The sequence below is a fragment of the Rhizobium sp. CNPSo 3670 genome, assembly GCF_057784555.1.
Window position 1 is genome coordinate 69,117 of the sequence record NZ_JBXSOL010000025.1, and the last position, 18,698, is coordinate 87,814.

The following is an 18,698-nucleotide window of genomic DNA, read 5'->3' on the forward strand; positions in this document are numbered from 1 at the left end:
CGGACCGAGTCGGAAGGCGGTTAGAGCAATTCCAGGAAAAGTGCGAAGCCGTTTCCCTCCGGAATAGCGTAAATCCAAAAGGTTGGAGCGGTTCTGCGCTTCCGTGAAAAGCTGAACCGCTCCAGATGTTTCCGAGGCAACAACTCGGAGGCATATCGCCTTAACCTTGCATAAGCGGGTTGGTTCCCGGATCGGCAGCAAGAGGATCAGACATGGCCACGCGCACGACTTCGATGCGATCATCTACTGTCAGCCAATCTTTCGGCCGGCTAATCCCCCTCTTTCAGGGAGAAGGCCAGCACATAGTCGCCGAGGTCAGTCGAATTTGCCGCTCCGCCAACCGAGACCAGCACATATTGTTTGCCTGTCCTCGGTGAGACGTAGGTCATCGGCGTCGCACTCGAGCCGACAGGCAGAGGATATTTCCAAAGCTCGTTGCCGTTCTCGGCGTCATAGGCGCGAATGTAATAATCCTGAAAGCCGGCAAAGAAGACAAGGCCGCCGGCAGTCGCCGATGTGCCAGCATAGGTCGGCAAGCCCATCGACATGGGTAAATTCATCTTAATCTTGAACGGTCCGAGCTGTTCGGCAGTCCCGGCCGGCACCTGCCATGCGATTTTGCGTGTGTTCAGATCCACTGCCGTCACCATCCCCCATGGCGGTTGCGTGCAGGGAATGCGCAGTCTCGACGTCCACTTCTCGGTCGTCATACCATAAGGTGTGCCGCGCTGTGGAGCGGAGGGGCCGTGCGCCGTCGTGACGAGGGCGAAATCGACGTAATCGGCCCGCGGAACGAGGGCGAAGATGCTGGGTACACGGATGTCGTTCATGAACACGCGGTTGTTGGGGAGGTCGAGCGAGACGCTTCCCCAGTTGAGGCCGCCCAGATTTCCCGGCTGCTGAAGTGCAGGACGCGTGCCGATCGGGGTGAAATCGCCGTCGTAGCGCATCTTGCGGAAGGCGATACGGCAGGCAAGCTGATCGAACATCGTCAGGCCCCAGGCCCGCTGCTCCGTCACGCGTTCCGCACCGATCGTCGGCATGCCGACCGAATAAGGCTGCGTCGGTGACAGCTTCTCTTCCGGCGCGCCTCCCATCTGCGGAACCGGCTTTTCCTGAACTTCGGCGAGGGGAAGGCCGGTCTGGCGATTGAGCAGGAAAAGCTGCCCACGTTTGGTGGTCTGCAAGATGGCCGGCACGATGGCGCCATTGCCATCGGGGAGGTCGATCAGCGCTGGTTGGGCCGGCAGATCATAGTCCCAGATATCGTGATGCACGGTCTGGAACTTCCATCTCTCCCTGCCGGTCGTCACATCGAGCGCCACCAATGTCGCGTTGTACTGATCGGCGAAAGCCGGGCGATTGGCGCCGTAATAATCCGGCGTGGTATTGCCGAGCGGGGCATAGATGAGGCCGAGCTTTTCGTCGAAGGCCGCTGTCGTCCACATGTTGGGCGTGGCGCGCGTATAGGTCTCGCCTGCCGGCGGAAGCTTGGTGATCGCAGGATTGCCGAGATCCCAGGCCCATTCGAGCTCGCCGGTGACCACATTGAATGCGCGGATGACGCCTGACGGCTCGCCGACCTCCTGATTGTCGGTGACCCAGCCTCCGATGACAATCAGGTTGCGGGCAATCAGCGGAGCCGATGTCTGGAAATAGTAGCCGGTCTTGACTTCGCCCATGCCCTGGGAGAGCTGCACAGTACCGTTGTCGCCGAAGGCCGTGCACGGCGCGCCGGTCTTGCTGTCAATCGCGAGGAGGCGGGCATCGATGGTCGTCTGTATCAGACGCTCGTCGCAAAGGCCATCGGGCGATCGGTGTTCCTTCGGCATCTTGTAATAGCCGAGGCCCCGGCAGCGCTGCCAATAGGGCGCCGACGCTTTGGGGTCGAACGTCCAGCGGAGTTTTCCCGTATCGGCATCAAGAGCTGTGATCACATTCGTCGGTGTGCATGTGTAGACCGTATCCCCGATCTGCAGAGGTGTATTCTGATCGACGCCGTCGCCCCTTCCGGTACGATATGTCCAGGCAAGGTCAAGCTGGGCAACATTGCTGCGGTTGATCTGGTCGAACGGGGAATAGCGATCTCCCGCCGTGCTGCGGCCATAGGATGTCCAGTCGGAAGGGGAGTTGTCGCCCTTGGCGGTCTTGTAAGCCGGGGTGTCTGCAGAAGGGCGGATCACCTCATGCGGGATGAAGGCAAGACCGAATCCTGCAGCAAACAGAATGGCGGCAAGCAGCGCGCCGCCGTGGAAGAGCTTTCGGTCGACGGTGGGCAAGCGCGCTGGTGCAAAGAGCAACGCAAATCCCGCCAGTGCGATGGGGGACATCAAGCGTGCGAAGAGTGCCCAGAAATTGGTGCCCGATTCCCATAACGCCCAGGGAAGAGTGAAAACGGCGACAAGCAGGACAATCAATGCGCCGAGAGGCTTCCGGCGCCACAGCAGAACTGCCGCAACGAGGTAGGCAAGTCCTGTGATTGCGTAATAGGGCGAGCCGCCGAGGCTGAGCAGCAAGGCGCCGCCTCCCGTCAGGCCCAATCCAATAAAGGCGAGAACGATACAGAACAGAGCGGCCAGTAATTTCATCGTCTCCTCATCCAATTCGCTGCGCAATAGCCCGCATTCGTCTCCGACCATCGAACGGCGTCTCCGGCAGCACAGAGCGTTGGACCGATGGTCAGGTGTTCGTCCCGAAGACAGGCAGTCCCTTCAAATTTTTCATGATGTAGCTGCGGTCACTGACACGTGTCCCCGAGCCGGCAATGATGCTTGCGATTGCGTCAAAACTTCTGAAAGGGGCAATGATGGTTCTCGGTGAAAAGCTTGACCTGGCGAAGGGGCGGCCGACAGGATTCGATTACATGCGATTGCTGTTGGCCTTTTCGGTGCTTTGGATACATACGGCTCGTGTCACCTATGGCGATGATCTGTTTTTGTGGGAAACGCCCCTGCGCCCCTTTATCAAGTCGGTACTGCCCATGTTCTTCGCCTTGAGCGGGTTCCTGGTTGCCGGCAGTCTCGCGCGGTCGAAGACGTTGATCTCCTTTCTTGGCAATCGATTTATCCGGATTTACCCCGCCCTCGCAGTGGAAGTGTTGCTGGCTGCTTTTATACTTGGAGCGATCTATACCGAGTATGACCTCAGTAACTACTTCACCGACCCCCAGTTTTTTGCATATCTGCTGAATGTCACCGGACACATTCACTTCAATCTTCCGGGGGTGTTCCTGAACAATCCGGACGCCGCGATGGTAAATGGCCAGCTCTGGACCGTGCCTTTCGAACTTGAATGTTACGTCGCGATCGCCGTGCTTTTTCTGCTCGGCGTGGTCAAGCGGCGTGCAATGGCGCTGGTGGCAACGACGGCGTTGATCGTGGGGTTTGGGCTTGCGAGATATTGGAAGCACGAGAGCAACTGGGCATCCATGCCGACGACCGCGTCGGGGAATCTGCTGATCGGCGCCTTCCTCGTGGGCGTGACGATTTATCTCTACAAAGACAAGATTCTGTGGGATGTCCGCATCTTCATCGCTTCCGTTGCCGTCATATTGTGGGCTTACTGGTTCAGCTCTTTTGGGGACTTCGTTGCCATTCCGGCTATTGGATATGTAACGGTCTTTCTCGGCCTCACCTCGCCCCGCAAGCTCGGAGTGCTCCAGGGGGCCGACTATTCCTATGGCGTATTCCTTTATGGCTATCCAATCCAGCAGGCCTTCGTCGCGCTCGGACCCTGGGCGCATAACTGGTGGCTGAATGGGATCGTCTGCAGCCTGATTGTCACTTGTTTTGCCGCCTTCTCGTGGCACTTTATCGAAAGGCCTGCGTTGGGGTTGAGGAAACAGGTGACCTGGCTTGAGAACCTGTACCTGCAGCGCGGTTCAAGACGGGAGTTGGCCGGCGCGGTTTTGAAATAGGCTTCCAGTCGCCATCGGAGAGCCCGCAAACCGAAGCCGACCAGCGAAGAGATCATCGCGATTTGCCGTCACAGCGGCTCTGAATGCTTAATGCTGATGCTGGGCTTATGCCATCGCATGATGCCTCAAGCAGTCATACCGTGTGACGCTTCAGTCGAGCCGTTCGATTTAGATTTGCCCCCTAAGCTTCGAGCGGAACGGCGGAAAGTCCGATAGAGCCGTATTGGCGGCTACCAGGTTCGGTCACGATGCCGATCCAAGGGAGGCGGGGTCGTAGCGATTTTCATGCCTTCTCTGCGGATGTCGCTGCGCTGAACCAGGCATGTTCTGCTGGACTGTTTCGATTTCGTCCCCGGAGACATTCTTCCAATATTTCCAGCCTTCGCCTTGAATGAGCCCATGATCGGACAAGTCCCTCCAGCTTGCGTAAGTGCCTGTATCGTCACAGACGAAGCCGCCCATCCCCTTGTCAGCGGAGTAAACAGTGTATTCTTCCGTATGCTGAGAAAGATGCTCGGCATCGGCAACCTTGTGCACGAAGGTCGATAGGAATTTGAAGTGGAGAAGCGCGCCGGATACGCAAATCGCGCCGCGCATGTCGCCCAGATTCAGGGAGAGCGGCCAGACCTGGTGTGATGATTTGAGAAACAGCCGTTCACCTGTCACATATACGAGCGGGATCTTGTTGAGCGCCGGCCCGTCCCAGAGCCGATCGCGAAAATAGATGCGTCCGCGGACGCCCCCTTTGATCCACGTTGTCCTGTTGCGGTCGTCGAAATGTGCGACGTAGCCGGACCGGTCGAATAGATTGCAGACTTCGAGCGGGTTGCGGCCGGGTTCACATATGTTTTCGAGAACGGGACGCTCGCTGTACATGTCGATCATGACCGAGCGGAGGGAATGACCGCCGGTGGATTCGATATAGGCGGTCAGCTGATCGATTGGCCGAGTGTCGCAATGCGGGTAGACCAGGAACTCGTCTGCATCGACATAAAGAACCCATTTCTCCTGACAGTGCCGGTTGATGACCTCATTGATCCAGTCGTTTCCGAACCTTGCCGCCTTGTAGGAGCCATGAGCCGAGAGAAGCGAGACATCGTCGAAACCGGACAGCAATTCTGCCGTTCCATCCGCCGAGCCGTTGTCGATGCAGATGAAGTGCTCGAAACCGAGATTGCGATAATATTGCAGGAAGAATGCCAGCCGATGGCCCTCGTCACGGATGACGCAGATGACGACGTGTCGGGCCTGTCTGAGCCCACTGCGCAGCACGTCATAGCGAACTTGCCGAGCTTTGAGTGACCGGCGCAGGCGGGCTTTTGCGTAATGCGAGATACTGGCGACGGAAGCCCGATAACTCATCTTCAATCCTGAGCTCTATATGCGGATCTTTATTTGTTGGGTCGGACCAGTATGCGTCATCATACTGCGTAGTCGCCAACCAGCAGGTTCTGAACCCGCGGGTGGGCGCCGTTCCTTTCGATTGCGTGTTCGAGGCGTGCCCGTATCGACCGATATTTATAGAGTATCTTCCGATCGAGGCTTATTCCGCGATAGAGCGCGTTATAAATCGGATGGGCTTTGCGCAGATCCACATAGACTTGGCTTTCACGATCTGTCCATGGAAAGAAGGTCCCATGCCATGGCTTTGGATGCGCCATATAGTGGACGATCGCCAGTGACGACATGTTCACCAGATGCAGAAACTGCTTGGGAAAGTTCCAGCGGTTGGACACGAGGATGAGCGACGAACCGCAAACATAATTTAATGCGCCCTGATCATGTTTGCCCTCGCAAGCCTCGGGATTTCTGGCAAAAAGCTCAAGCGCCTCCTGTCCGATCCAGCCGTTGCGATGGAATTTCAGGACCCCTGCATTGAAGTAGTGGTTGTCCTTCCCAGTGTTGAGGAAGTCCTGGATTGCCGTGTAATCGCGGGCCGCGAAAAACCGGCCTTCAGGCACGTTGGCGTTTTCGAGTTTGCCGAGATCGCTGACGATCTGGGTATCGCCATCGAGATAGATGATCTGGCTGTAATGGGTGGGCAGGATCTCGCAAAGGACTAGTTTGGCCATCGTGCTGACGCTGATGCGCCCCTGAAAGTGCGAACTGTCAAGCTTGCCGAGCGAATCCTGCAGTGCGTCGGTCGCATCCGCCAATTCGACGCCGCTCGCGGCGAGCAGGGCCTTCAACTCGCCGAAATTGTCGAGACGTTCAGACATAAGCACGCAAACGTCGGTTGCGGAACTTGCGAATTTGCGAGCCTGAAGCGCGGAAAGGATAGTCGGAAATGAATATTCCACATCCGTGACGTAGACAACGCACTGATTGTTCATGTCATCACCCTTCCGGTTGTCTTGAATGCGAGTGAATGGCTGCTCTCTTCAGGGTTGAGGGAGCAGTTGTTGATTGACCCGGCTGACCTGTCGTATGACAGTCCGGTCGGGTATATATTGCGGATCGCAGGACCGCTCGTTTGCTGAAACAGCGTCCCGCCTCCGGTTGTGTGTTCCATTGTTGAGACGCTCGTCATGGAGAAAGCCGTGCCTATCACAGGACTGTGCTTCGATATCTTGAACCGTGGCAGGACGATTGGTGCCAGGGTCCTTGTCGAAATGCAGAGGGAAGGAAGATGGCCATGCTGATCACCACCCTGGTGGCGGCCGTGATTTCGATAGCCGCCGGCGCTTCGATCCGCGCTTGGGCCTTCGCGATTTTCGCAATTCTTGTGGCTATCGGCTTCGGCGGCCTGGCATTCGCCGACGGCTCCTCGCTGATCGCAGCGATCGCTTCCGGCCTCGCTCTCCTCGTGCTCATGGAGATCGGCTATCTCGCCGGCGTCTTCCTGTCGGGTTTTGCGCGGCGTGGCGCCAGGCTGCGGCAAAGCAATTCCGCCGCCGATAGCATAGCACCCACCAGCGAGCGCCAGCAGGGCTGATGTTGAAACACGACCGGCCACGCGTCCTTCCGAGGACCGTGGTGCGGAACCGCGTTCCTCCCGCGTTCCAACGCCGGTATTTCCTGACGGATGCAGCGGCTTTTGGCCTTGAACGAAATTCGCGGCTGGGGTCATCACGCTGCAAACACCGGCGCTCTCCTCAGAGATGCCGATGCCTCCGGTCGATGCCGATTTGCGACAGATCGGGTCACTCGATGCTGCGAGACATAGGGAGCGGCCAGGCAACCGGCAGCCAAACCCGCCGTGGTGCTGAACAGCAGGCCAAGATCGGTGCCGCTTCCTGAAATCGCCGCAGAGACGATCTGTGAGATCGTTGCCATAATGGCGGCGTTTCCGATCGCATGTGTCTCCCGATCGCCCGAGACCTGCCGGCTGGGGGCTCTGACGAGGCTGTACAGGAAGGCGGCGAAGAGAAGCGTGCCGGTCAATCCGACGTTGGACAGCAATGCGGCGATGAAACTTGACGCTCGAACAGTTCCGAGCCCGGCGCCGAAGGTTGCAGTATCGACGAATGCGATCAAAGCCAGCGTGTTCCAAGCGGTACGCTCCTCGCCGGATTGCGATTGGAGTTTGTCCGATAGGGTGGTGTTGACGAGGCTCGTGATCGAATCCCACGCATCGGGGACAAGGCTGAGGGCTACGATGGCGCAAGGGATCAGGAAGAGGGTTATCGCCAGGAAAGTCATATGCGAGCTCTTAGCCGACCCGGCAATCATACGTTTGAAGCAGAAAAGCACGAGCATGCAGACAACGAAGAGCCCGGCGATATAGGCGGTTGTCGACGTGCAGAGCAGGATCGTGGGGCCGATGAAAAGCGTTGCCATGCCGGCCATGCGGCTTCGGACACGCTCCAGCCAGAGCAGAAGAGTGAATGAAAAGTAGGCCAGCGCGACCGTCCCGTATATGCTCGCTTCGGGAAAGGCGCCGACGATGCGTTTGAAACCGCTGATCGTCTCAGCCGTGTGCATGGTATAATTCGCGTTTCTAATGACATCGAGCAGGTAGGACTGTCCGGTCAAAAACGTTCCGATGTCGAGCAAGGCAAAAGCAAAACATGCGATTGACGCGACGATCAACTGTTGTGCGATGAAGCGTGCATATCCGAGCCTCGCAAGCCCCGAGACCATGGCAAAGCAGGCGAGATCGCCGAGCAGATAGACAGATTGGCTAACGTTGGATGAGCCTGGCGACAAGGGGGCGGCCACCGTCGACATCATGCCGGTCGCATCTCTCGCAGAGGAGTAGACGAGGGTCGCGCCCGCAAAAATGCGCGGCAGGAAGAAAGACGACAGGACGGAAAACAGGATATAGGCGGCAAACCAGAAGCCAGGCCCCGGATAAGCGATGCTCGCCAGCGCCGCTTGGGTCTGGACTGGACGCAACAAGGTGGCGGCGACGATAAACAGGAGCAGAAGATGGCTTGGCTGGATACTGCTGCCGCCGAGCGCCGGCAATTGCAGAGCCGCCGCGGCTCCCAGCAGCGTCAACAGGCAGAGGGTCGTCACTGCAAAACGAGCGCCATTGACGATGGCGAGGAGGCCAAGCAGGAGAACGATGAAACCGAGTGGCTCTATCGACATGCGTCAAATCCCGTGCGAGGCGATAGCCGCCAGCTGTCGTCGCTGATCATCATCGCGCCTCCTAATTCGAGCCCGTCTGGGATATCCAACCGTGACCCGCTCGATCATCGCCGGCTACATCAGACGACGGGAGTGTCGAGCTCTGGGCCCGGGGTAGGGGCCGTATAGGCGAAGTCGGCGCCTGAAGATTGGTGTCCAAACCGATCTCGACAAGATCATGCGGCAGCAATGCGGTTTGCTCGTCGGCAACGATGTTGCTGGAGGTTCCATCGCTATTGCGACGCACAATCCTGTAGTTCTTCTGCGCTCTGCCAATACCCGGCGCCTCCGTGTTCATCTGAGCAAGTTGAGCGTCGTAGCCGGCCTGCTCGCCAAGAAGCTGCGCCACCTGGATATCGATCGCCGCTCTGCCGATCGCGAGGTTGACCTGATTCAGCAACTCCTGGTTTTCGCTGTTCTGCCTATTGACGATATTGATCTTGGAACGGTCGGCCTCACTGAGGCCCTGCCGAGCCGTGGTCAGCGCAACTTCGAGATCGATCAGGGTACCTTGGGCATCCGCAACCCAACGGTCGACAGACACCTGGCGGGAATTGCTGACCAACCCCTTGCTCACCAGGCTGTTGACATTGTCCAGTTCCTTTTGGGCAAGGTCAATCTGCCGCTTTTGCGAACTGATCTTGGCCTCGAGCGACTCGACCTGCTGACCATAGAGGCGGGCGAGGTCATTCGCCGCTTCGATCTGGCTATCGATATCGACGCGACGCAGCCGCATCAGGTTCAATTCCTGTGCCTTCAGCTTGTCGACGTCGGGCGTTCCCACGAGTTCGGCAGGAATCTCGAAACTCTGCTCACCGGCGATTTCCGCCCGCAGCCGCGCCTGCCGCATCAGGAGATCGCGCCGGTTGAGGACGGCGGTCCGAAAGGCCCCGGCTGCCTGAATCCGGTCGCGCTCGAAATAGATATTGTCCTCGCGTTCCCGCAGAAAGCCGCCAGCGATGCTGATGGCCTTCATCACCGTCATCCGCGGTTCAAAAGGGTAGCGTCCCGGAGTTTGAACGGTGCCGGTCACAAATATCGGAGCATGCTCGGCAACCTCCACGGCGATGTATGGCTTGCCAGGAAGTTCCGCCTTTTCGGCGAGCGCGCTGGCGATGGCATCGGCGAGTTCTTCGGATGTTTTTCCAGACGCCTGTACATGGCCAGCGATCGGGATCGACAAATCACCAGTATCGTCGATGGTATAGACGCCATCGAGAGCTTCCCAGCTGGCATAGCGGGAATCCGCTGAACGCCATTCGACGACACGAAGTCTGACCTTGTCTTCCGCCACGAGCGTGAAAGTTTGCGCGCAGGCGACGCTCCAGCCGGTCATGCAGCAGAAAACCAGCAAGGCGAGTGCGGAGACGACGCGATCGGGCAAGAATGTGGACTGCATTGATCTATCTCCGTTTCGTTGCGATAGGCGGCGACGCGATTGCGCGGGACGGCGGATTGCCGAATTCGAGAATGCGGGACGGTGCGGAGCGCGCGGCAAGAAGATCGGCGATCGCCAGCAAATTGCCGTTCAGACGGCCCCATCGGTCGACCAAGCGATCGTTGAACACTATGCCCAATGCGTTCGCCAGGATGTTGCGGCCGATCTGCGCTATCGCGCGGGTCTTCGACATCGTGCCCTTGCGGATCAGGTAGATAGGATTGGCAACCTGCGAATAGCCGAGTCTCCGGCCAGGCTGCCGCCCGGACCTAACGCCGAGATGCACTCCGCGGGCGCCTTCAACGCGCACGGACCTGCCGTAGCGGGCAATGGACCTGCTGAAATCGACGTCCTCAAGCCAGCCATAGAGCGGCAGTTGCTCGTCAAACGCTAGTGCGTGTTCGAGGACGGGGGCCAAGCGAACCGCCATATTGCACCCGTATGCATTATAGACATCCGTGACCCGATCGGACCCTTCGCCGGCAATGTGAAGAACCTGCAGGGCCTTCGACATGTCGAGCCCCCCATCAAGGACGCCGTCCGCCAGGACTTCGCCGGTGGCGATCGCGACGTCAGGCTTTGTTGCAAAGACGGCCATCATTCGTGACAGGAAGGTTGCCGCGGGGATGAAATCGTCGTCCAGGAAGATCAAGACATCCGTATCGACCGCGGCTGCCCGGATGATGCTGTTGCGCTGGGAGGTCAGGCCACGACTGCCGACAATGACTTCCACGTCGAGGCGGCCGGCGAGCCCGGCGGCGTCGTCGATCCCCGGCACGCAGACGATTAACCGCTGCGGCTGATCCGGCAGGCCGGCGAGATATTCGATCGTTTCCAGCAGGATCGAAGGGCGCCCCGCCGAAGCAATTCCGATGGCAATCCGCAACGGTTGGCTCGGAAGCGGCGCTATTGCTTCCGTGTCGTGGGAAACAGTCGTCGGTGCGATCCGGGCGCCCTGCCTGGACGTTTCTGCCGAACGGGCGGTCATGACTGCATGCTCTTCGGGGCGTGATTGATGATTGCGCCGAGGATCTCCGCGCCGACGTTGCGCATCGTGTCGATGACGCGCATTGCGTCGTCGATCGATGTGCGTCCGTACGAGGCGACAACCAAGACGCCGTCCAGCTCCGGCGCGATGGCGTTGGCATCCGGTGACGCGGAGAAGGCGGAAATGTCGACGAATATGGCGTCGAACTGCTTTTTCAGCTCGGCAAAGCTCAATTGCGTGCGGCGGGAACTCAGGCGAATGGCCGGTGTTACGGTATCCACCTTGCCGAGCGGCAGGAACTTCAGCGTCGGGGTGAGCGGCAAGGCGGCCGTCTGAATGAGGTCGCCATTGTCGAGGACATCGACGAGACCGCTGGAACTATGAGGCGCGAGCGCGTTGCTGAGCGATGATTTATGCGCGGCCGCATCAATCAAAAGTGTTTTCGCTCCAGATACCGATGACAGCACAGCAAGATCACTTGCGATGGTCGATGTTCCGCTGCCTGGATTGACGGCGACCACTCCGATGACGATCCGGCGCTTGCGCCGAAGTCCGACGACCGTTGCGCTCAGCTCCGCCATGCCAGGAATAGGGGGGTAGGCGGCTCTGCTGCTGTCCGTCCCGGCGGGGAAACGAGCCGGGTCGCCGTTCCCTATCCTTTTCGATGTCGCCAGCACTGTGACGAAGGGCAGACCGCAGGTTTCCGTGATCTGATGCGGGCGGACGAGCCGGCGGTCGCTGGCGTGCCTTATCATCGCGAGTGCGAGACCGGCACCGAGGCCGACAACCGCCGCAAAGGCTGCGATGAGCGTGCTGCGTGGTCTCGCCTTCGAAAGAGGCAGCGTGGCCTGCGAGACGATCGTCGCATCGGAGATCGGATAAGTGATGCGTTGCCTGGCTTCGGTCAGCTGGTTCAAGGTGCTTTCATAAAGGGTTCGGCGGGCATCCGTCGCGCTCTGTAGCTCCGCAAGCTTGGCCTGGTCGCGTGGATTGCTCGTGAAACTGGCGAGGGCGCTGGCGGTATCCGCCAGCCCTCGCTGTTGCTCGGCTATGAATTTCGCCAGCCAGTCGCTGTATTGGCGGGCGGCGTTGGCTTTCATCGCGATATTTTTCTGGATATACTGTCTGGCAAGCGTGTCGGCGATGTCGACGGCCTTCTGAGGGTTGGATGCCGCAGCTGATATCTCGATGATCATCGAGTTTCCGATCCGTCGGATGTCTATCATGTTCAGCAGTTTGGCGGTTGCCCAGTCCTGGAGCCGTTCCTCCTCTGTCCGCGGTTGCGCTTCGCTCGCTCCCTTGCCCGCCGTATCCTGCGATGGAATATCCGCTTGCGATGAAAGCCCCATCAACCAATTCTTCGCTCTGTCCTGCAGGGAAGGCGTCTGATCGACAAACTCCGGGTCGTGAATAAGACCAAGTGCTGCGACCGTTCCGCCGACGACATCGCTCGATCTGGCGATCTCCAGCTGTCCTTCGATGAATGCATCTTCCGCGAACGCCCTCTGTGCTTCAGAGCCGCTCACCTGGGGGAAGATCACCAGCTGCGTGCTGGCGACGAAAGTCGGTTCGGCGGTCAGCAGGTAGATTCCGGCGATCGCCAGGAAAGCGATGGTGGTCACGACGATCCAATGCCAGCGCATTTTCAAGAAGAAGAGCATATCCCGCAGCGTCAGCGGCGAATTCCCGCCGCCTGTGGCTGCTGCAGGCAGGGATATGGGAGAGACACCGCTGAAGATCGTGCTGGAGGTCATGTCGTCCTAATCCGGAATGGGAAATCAAGGAATAACCAGGTAATGGCAGCTAGGAGGAGACGGGGCGAAGCGCATCGCCCCATCTCGGCACGGTCGGCGGCGCCTGAACGCTCAGTACGATCCGCGCTGGGAAAACAGCGCAGGAATGGTCTTGGCGATGATGACGAAGTCTCGAGCGAGCGACCAATTGTTGAGATAGTGGACGTCGAGAGAAACCCTGTAGTCGTAACTGACGTCGTTGCGCCCGCTGGTTTGCCATTGACCGGTCAGTCCCGGACGGACTGCCATATAGGCCCACATATGTTCACCGTAGCGCGGCAATTCCTCGGCTGTGACCGGGCGGGGTCCGACGAGGCTCATTTCGCCGCGCACGATATTGATCAGCTGGGGAAGCTCGTCGATGCTCGAGCGCCTGAGGATATCGCCGACTGCGGTGATCCTCGGATCGTTCTTCAGCTTGCGCGTTGCTTCCCATTCGCTGCGGGCCGCCGGGTTGTTCTGCAGCAGTTCGGCAAGCTGAGCGCTCGCATCGGTCTTCATCGTCCGGAACTTCATGCATCCGAAGGGCGCGCCGCCGAAGCCAATGCGTGTATGGGAATACAAGACGGGGCCGCGGTCGGACAGTTTCACGATCAATGCCACGATCAGCAGAAGCGGGGAGAGCAAGACCAGCGCGGTGATCGCGACAACAAGGTCGATAGCTCGCTTCGCCGACCTGCCCACTGAGCGAGGCTGGGACTCCCGTAACTCGCCGCCCTTTGCCGTCCGTTCGACGCGCGACCAGGTCTCAAAACTGTGTGCTTCCCATGTCATCGCGGCCTCCAAAAAATTGCCGTCAAGAACCATTCAAAGCTTGCTGCGCCGCACCCTGATTGTCTGTTACCAAGGTCATAATTCTTAATTAATTCTTTATGCTACCACGATGAATAAGAGATTTCCGATCGCTTAGCTGTGTCATCAATTCTTTTAAGTGGTTCTGTAATCTCTACTAAGATGAATATTCTCTAATATTCGATATCGTAGTTCTGAAGTTGCTTTTAACGCGTTGATTGTTTTTGATCAAAATAGTCTCTTTGTGTGCATGTATACTAGTTAGAACGATGAATTTTTGACCTTTGCGCCGCAAATTTTTGAGGGATTGAGACTTTAATTTGATATAGACTTGAAATTTTGTCACGCTTTGCTGATGTTATTTGACTAACGTACTAATCCAAGATAATTGGTGCAGTGCAGCATTTATTGAGTCATTCTCGTACTGGAGTGGAGTGCATGGACGGGATCACGCATGCATCAGATCGCAGACTCGGCATCGGCAAGGCCGCGATTTCGACCAATGGCGGCATTCGTCTCAACAGTGGTATCGTTATCGAAGATGAATTTCTTTCATGCCGCTCGAGCGTACGGCGTTTCCGTCGTGGCGAGGTCATTGCCGGCGCCGGCGTCCTTGTCGATATGTTCGCTCGCGTGCATTCGGGATTGGTCAGTGCAAGCACGATGCTGCCTGACGGCAGGGAATTCATCGTCGAAATCATTCCGAAAACAGGTCTGATCGGCGAGCTTGAAGTCTTGCGCCGGCAGACGTTGAACCTCGAATACCGAGCCGGTTCCAATTGCGAGCTGCATTTCTTCGAAGGCCGGCTGCTGCGCGACATGTATGCCAGCGATCCTTACTTCCGCGAAAAAGTTTTCTCCAGGGCCTTGGCGCGTATCTCGGAGCTTGAAGATAGGATCATCGCCAATGCGGCGTCGACGCTGCAGGCAAGATTGGCGAGCACGCTGCTGCGGCTCTCGGCTGTTTACGGAAAAGATGCCGCAAACAGCGGCGACGAAGTGATTATCTCGCAAAATGATCTGGCTGCAACGCTGCCGGCGTCCCGCGAGAAGGTCAATCAGTGCCTGCGGCGCCTGCGCGAATGCAAGATCATCGACGGAGGGCAGGGCAAGATCAGAATTCTCAATCGCAAGGCGCTTGAGGCCTGTGTAAATGGCGCGTTTTCGGTGAAGTGATGCACCCGTCGCTTTCCGATGTCCACGGATTCGCCGCAAATGCCAGCCGCTTTCCCGGCGGCGGCACGCCAAGCATCGATCGCGTGGTCGTCATCGACGACTATTCGGTGGCCAGGGGCGGGGCAACAGGGTTGGCGGTCCTGTCAGCCAAGCTTTTTCGAGGCCTGGATATCCCCGTCACTTATATTTGTGGGGATGACGCGGCCAACGCGGAGCTTGCTGCGCTTGGTGTCTCCATGGTTGGCTTGAACAGCCGCGATCTGCTGAGCGCCGACCGCGCGAAGGCTTTCGTGACCGGCATTCATAATGGGGCGGCAACCCGAATGGTTGCCAACTGGATTGCCGCAGAAGATACGGCAAAAACCGTCTATCACGTACATGGCTGGCATCAGATACTGTCACCGGCGCTTTTCCGAGCACTGGCTCCGGTCGCGGGACGGTGTTTGGTTCACGCCCATGACTTCTTCACCGCCTGCCCCAATGGCGCCTTCTTCGATTACCAGGCGCAAGAGATCTGCCTTCGGCGTCCGCTCGGTGCGGGCTGCATTGCGACGGCGTGCGACAAGCGAAGTTATTCGCACAAATTGTGGCGGGTCGCCCGCGGCTCGAATATCCTCAGGCTTTTGAAGGCGCAGGCCGATTTCGGCCGGATCATCCTGCTGCATGAGAAAATGGCGAGCTTTCTCGTCGGCGCCGGCTATCGGCCCGACCGGCTGACGACGATCCGCAATCCCGTCGCTCCCCTGTCGAAACAGCGCATCGAGGCGGAGGCGAACGACGAGTTCGTCTTCATCGGACGGCTCGATGAGGAAAAGGGTGTGGAGGACGCCGTGGCCGCGACGCGAAGAGCGGGTGCCAGGCTCTGCGTGATCGGTGACGGGCCGCTGAGGGGTTTGCTTGAGGCTTCCGGCGATCACGTCAGGACCGTCGGCTGGCAATCGCATGCGGAGATCGGCACCACGATCCGCAAAGCGCGGGCCTTGTTGATGCCCTCGCGTTATCCCGAACCGTTCGGCCTCGTGGCGATCGAAGCGGCGAGGAGCGGCCTCCCCGTGATCATGTCGCGCAACGCATTCCTTGCCGAAGAAATGGAGCAGGCCGGTATGGCATTCGCCTGCGACACGGGTGATGAGATCGTCTTTGCCGATGCCTTGATGCGTTTTAGCCAAATGCCGAGGCATGAAATCCGCGCCATGAGCGAGAGGGCTTTCCTGATGTCTCCGGATCTCGCCTCGACGCATGAGCAATGGCGCGACGCGCTCCTTGCCGAATATTGCAGGCTGCTTTCGACGAATGCGATTCCCGAGCTGACAGACGGTGTGGCGACACAAGGAGCATTCCTTTGACCTTCAAAGCAACAACCTCTCTTTCCGACGCAAGGGCATTTCTCGGCGATGCGCCGGTGATGTCGAAGAGACGCCTGGCCGAGGCAGGAAGCGTCAAGGAGACCGGGCAACTGCGCGTCGCTATCGTCCATTACTGGCTCGTCTCGATGCGCGGCGGCGAGAAGGTCGTCGAAGAATTGTGCCGCATGTTTCCGCAGGCTGACATCTTCACCCTCGTCTGCAACCGGGACCGCATCAGCGACTTTCTAAAGACGCGGAATATCCGCACTTCCTTTCTGCAGAAGATCCCCGGCGCGCAGCGGCATTACACCAAGATGCTGCCGCTGATGCCCTTCGCGCTCGAGCAGTTCGATCTGCAGGATTACGATCTCGTGCTGTCGAGCGAATCCGGGCCGGCCAAAGGCATTATCACGCGCGCCGACGCGCTGCATGTCTGCTACTGCCATTCGCCGATGCGCTACATCTGGGATCAATTCCACGTTTACCGTCATGGCCTGCCTTGGGTAGGTCGTGCCTTGATGTCGATCACCGCGCCGATGCTGCGCGCCTGGGATGTGACGACAGCTTCGCGCGTCGATACCTTCATCGCCAATTCCGACTATGTCGCAAGCCGCATCCGGCGCTTCTATGACCGGGAATCCGTCGTCATCCACCCGCCCGTTGCGACCGATGACTTTGCGGTGGGGAAGGGTAAAGGCGAATTTTATCTCTATGCCGGGCAGCTGACGACCTACAAGCGGCCTGATATTGCGGTCCGCGCCTGCACCGAGGCCGGCCGGAAGCTCGTCGTGATCGGCGAGGGAGAACAGCTGTCCTATCTGAAGTCGATCGCCGGACCGACCGTTCAGTTCCTTGGTCATCAGCCTTTCAACGTGCTGCGCGACCACCTGTCGCGATGCCGCGCGTTGCTGTTTCCGGGAACCGAGGATTTCGGCATCCTGCCAGTGGAAGCCATGGCATCGGGCCGTCCGGTTCTCGCCTTCGACGCCGGCGGCGCCAGGGAAACCGTTTCGTCGCCGCAGGTCGGCTTCCGCTTTGCCGAACAGACGACGGAAGCGCTGCTGGAGACGATGGCAGCATTCGAAGAAATCGAGGACGATATCGATCCGCAAGCGATCCGCGCGCACTCGCTGAAATTCTCCTCCGCCGTGTTCCGCGATCGTCTGGCCGATCTCATTGAGCAACAGCTTTCCGCCCGAGGCGACCGATCCGCAGAGGGCCTGAGAAGACGGCCGGGCTGAGAACAGGGGCCGGAGCTGCGTCATCTTGCGGTCGCGACTGAATCCGTCTCAATCCGCCAACGAGGAATAGATAGCAGATCATGTCAAGCGTATCTCAGAGAACGGCGACGGCAAGCATCTGGACGATCAGCGGAAAGTTCCTCGCGCGGCTGCTCGATTTTGTGAGCCTGCTTATCCTGGCGAGGCTTTTGAGTCCTGCGGACTTCGGTCTGGTCGCCATTGCAACCTCGGTTCTCGTCATCGTCGAAACGATTCTGGATCTGCCATTGACGCAGGCTCTGCTGCGACAGCCGTCGCCTTCCAAAGAGATGTTTGCCACGGCTTTCACTCTCAGCCTGCTTCGAGGGGCGGCTATCAGCCTGCTGATGATCGTCCTCTCATGGCCGATGGCCCTGATCTACGGCGATCCCCGGCTTTTTGCCCTCGTCGCCGTTCTCTCGATCGCGCCTGCCATGCGCAGCATGGTCAGCCCGCGGATGGTGCTCTTCATGCAGCGGTTCGATTTCAAGCGCGAATTCGTGCTCGATCTGATTACCAAGGGATCGACATTGCTGTTCGGTGTCGGCGTGGCGGTGGCGACGGGCAGCTATTGGGGGCTCGCGGTCGGCGCGGTCTCAGGCCCGACCGCGGCGATGATCACCTCCTATGTCTTTGCCCCGATGCGGCCGGCATTCAGTCTGTCGGAATGGAAGCATTTTCAGGACATGATCAGTTGGAACACCGTGTCGCAGGTGCTGAATTCGATCAACTGGCAGCTGGACCGGCTGCTCTTGCCGCGTTTTACCGGCCTGTCGACATTCGGGGCCTTCAGCGTCGCCGACAACATTGCCGGAATTCCGTATCAAACCTTCGTCGGGCCGCTGCTGCGCCCGCTGATGGCCGGATTCTCCACCGTCGAAGACCGCCGCAATCTGGTCGCTGCCTACCTGAAGGCGACAAACGCGATCACCTTCGTTGCAGCCCCCGTTCTTATCGCGCTCGCCATGCTCGCCGAGCCGACCGTGCGCGTCCTCGTCGGCGAGAAATGGGCATCCGCCGCGCCGATCCTGCAATGGCTCTGCGTTGTCAGCCTGCTCGGTCTTCCCACGAATATCATTCCGGCATTGGCGATGGTGCTGGATAACACCCGTTCCCTCGCTCTCAGAATGTTTGCCGAATTCGCCGTCAGGGTGCCGGTGACTATTCTTGGCATCGCCTATTTCCAGGTGGCCGGCGCGCTCGGCGCTCGGATCATCGCCGTGCTCGTCGCCTATGCCGCGTCGCTCATCATCACCCGGCGGTTGATCGGAGCGAGTTTTGCCGCGCAGCTGAACGCCTTTTGCCGGCCGCTGGCCGCGAGCGTGCCGATGATCGCTTTCCTGCTCTGGGTGCAGCCGATGCTCGCCGCCATGCCTGTCGGCTTCAACCTGATCGCCAGCCTGGCGGTTTGCGGC

14 protein-coding genes are annotated in these 18,698 nt (G+C 58.8%); 6 read left to right on the top strand and 8 right to left on the bottom strand.

The annotated features are described in order from the left end of the window. Nucleotides 1-269: 269 nt before the first annotated feature. The gene (locus AC13QO_RS23030; RefSeq protein WP_285194064.1) at nucleotides 270-2,588 is read right to left on the bottom strand and encodes a membrane-bound PQQ-dependent dehydrogenase, glucose/quinate/shikimate family; all 2,319 of its coding nucleotides are present in this window, start codon (nucleotides 2,586-2,588) and stop codon (nucleotides 270-272) included. A 176-nt stretch (nucleotides 2,589-2,764) separates the two neighbouring features. On the opposite strand from AC13QO_RS23030, the gene AC13QO_RS23035 reads away from it, so the two are divergent. Further along, the gene (locus AC13QO_RS23035; RefSeq protein WP_285194065.1) at nucleotides 2,765-3,916 is read left to right on the top strand and encodes an acyltransferase family protein; all 1,152 of its coding nucleotides are present in this window, start codon (nucleotides 2,765-2,767) and stop codon (nucleotides 3,914-3,916) included. A 243-nt stretch (nucleotides 3,917-4,159) separates the two neighbouring features. Here the strand turns inward: AC13QO_RS23035 and AC13QO_RS23040 are convergent, their stop codons facing one another. Beyond that, on the bottom strand, nucleotides 4,160-5,278 hold the full coding sequence (locus tag AC13QO_RS23040; protein WP_285194067.1) for a glycosyltransferase family 2 protein: 1,119 nt from the start codon (nucleotides 5,276-5,278) through the stop codon (nucleotides 4,160-4,162). Between the two features lie 59 nt (nucleotides 5,279-5,337). Beyond that, entirely contained in the window at nucleotides 5,338-6,249 is a 912-nt protein-coding gene (locus AC13QO_RS23045) for a glycosyltransferase family 8 protein (protein ID WP_430958610.1), read from the bottom strand. Between the two features lie 302 nt (nucleotides 6,250-6,551). Here AC13QO_RS23045 and AC13QO_RS23050 point away from each other — a divergent pair, with 302 nt between their 5' ends. Continuing rightward, entirely contained in the window at nucleotides 6,552-6,851 is a 300-nt protein-coding gene (locus AC13QO_RS23050; RefSeq protein WP_488541947.1) for a hypothetical protein, read from the top strand. Nucleotides 6,852-6,985: 134 nt separating this feature from the next. On the opposite strand, the gene AC13QO_RS23055 is transcribed toward AC13QO_RS23050, so the two are convergent. The 5 genes from AC13QO_RS23055 to AC13QO_RS23075 form a co-directional block, all read right to left on the bottom strand. Further along, nucleotides 6,986-8,452, bottom strand: coding sequence for a hypothetical protein (locus AC13QO_RS23055; RefSeq protein WP_488541948.1), 1,467 nt, complete (start codon nucleotides 8,450-8,452; stop codon nucleotides 6,986-6,988). 61 nt (nucleotides 8,453-8,513) lie between these two features. Then, on the bottom strand, nucleotides 8,514-9,890 hold the full coding sequence (locus tag AC13QO_RS23060) for a polysaccharide biosynthesis/export family protein (protein ID WP_488541949.1): 1,377 nt from the start codon (nucleotides 9,888-9,890) through the stop codon (nucleotides 8,514-8,516). A 4-nt stretch (nucleotides 9,891-9,894) separates the two neighbouring features. Further along, nucleotides 9,895-10,917 carry a glycosyltransferase family 2 protein gene (locus tag AC13QO_RS23065; RefSeq protein WP_488541950.1) on the bottom strand — a complete coding sequence of 341 codons (1,023 nt, stop codon included), beginning with the start codon at nucleotides 10,915-10,917 and terminating at the stop codon, nucleotides 9,895-9,897. Continuing rightward, complete coding sequence (locus AC13QO_RS23070) at nucleotides 10,914-12,671, bottom strand: GumC family protein (RefSeq protein WP_488541951.1); 1,758 nt, start codon at nucleotides 12,669-12,671, stop codon at nucleotides 10,914-10,916. The genes AC13QO_RS23065 and AC13QO_RS23070 overlap by 4 nt, the downstream gene beginning before the upstream one ends. Nucleotides 12,672-12,782: 111 nt before the next feature. Further along, on the bottom strand, nucleotides 12,783-13,484 hold the full coding sequence (locus tag AC13QO_RS23075; RefSeq protein WP_221113589.1) for a sugar transferase: 702 nt from the start codon (nucleotides 13,482-13,484) through the stop codon (nucleotides 12,783-12,785). 456 nt (nucleotides 13,485-13,940) lie between these two features. Here AC13QO_RS23075 and AC13QO_RS23080 point away from each other — a divergent pair, with 456 nt between their 5' ends. The 4 genes from AC13QO_RS23080 to AC13QO_RS23095 all read left to right on the top strand — a co-directional run. Next, nucleotides 13,941-14,678, top strand: coding sequence for a Crp/Fnr family transcriptional regulator (locus tag AC13QO_RS23080; RefSeq protein ID WP_085779244.1), 738 nt, complete (start codon nucleotides 13,941-13,943; stop codon nucleotides 14,676-14,678). Further along, on the top strand, nucleotides 14,678-16,024 hold the full coding sequence (locus AC13QO_RS23085) for a glycosyltransferase family 4 protein (protein ID WP_488541952.1): 1,347 nt from the start codon (nucleotides 14,678-14,680) through the stop codon (nucleotides 16,022-16,024). Before AC13QO_RS23080 ends, AC13QO_RS23085 begins: the two co-directional genes overlap by 1 nt. Next, complete coding sequence (locus tag AC13QO_RS23090) at nucleotides 16,021-17,265, top strand: glycosyltransferase family 4 protein (RefSeq protein ID WP_285194078.1); 1,245 nt, start codon at nucleotides 16,021-16,023, stop codon at nucleotides 17,263-17,265. The genes AC13QO_RS23085 and AC13QO_RS23090 overlap by 4 nt, the downstream gene beginning before the upstream one ends. 80 nt (nucleotides 17,266-17,345) lie before the next feature. After that, nucleotides 17,346-18,698: lipopolysaccharide biosynthesis protein (locus AC13QO_RS23095; protein ID WP_488541953.1), on the top strand; the 1,353-nt coding region annotated here is incomplete at its 3' end.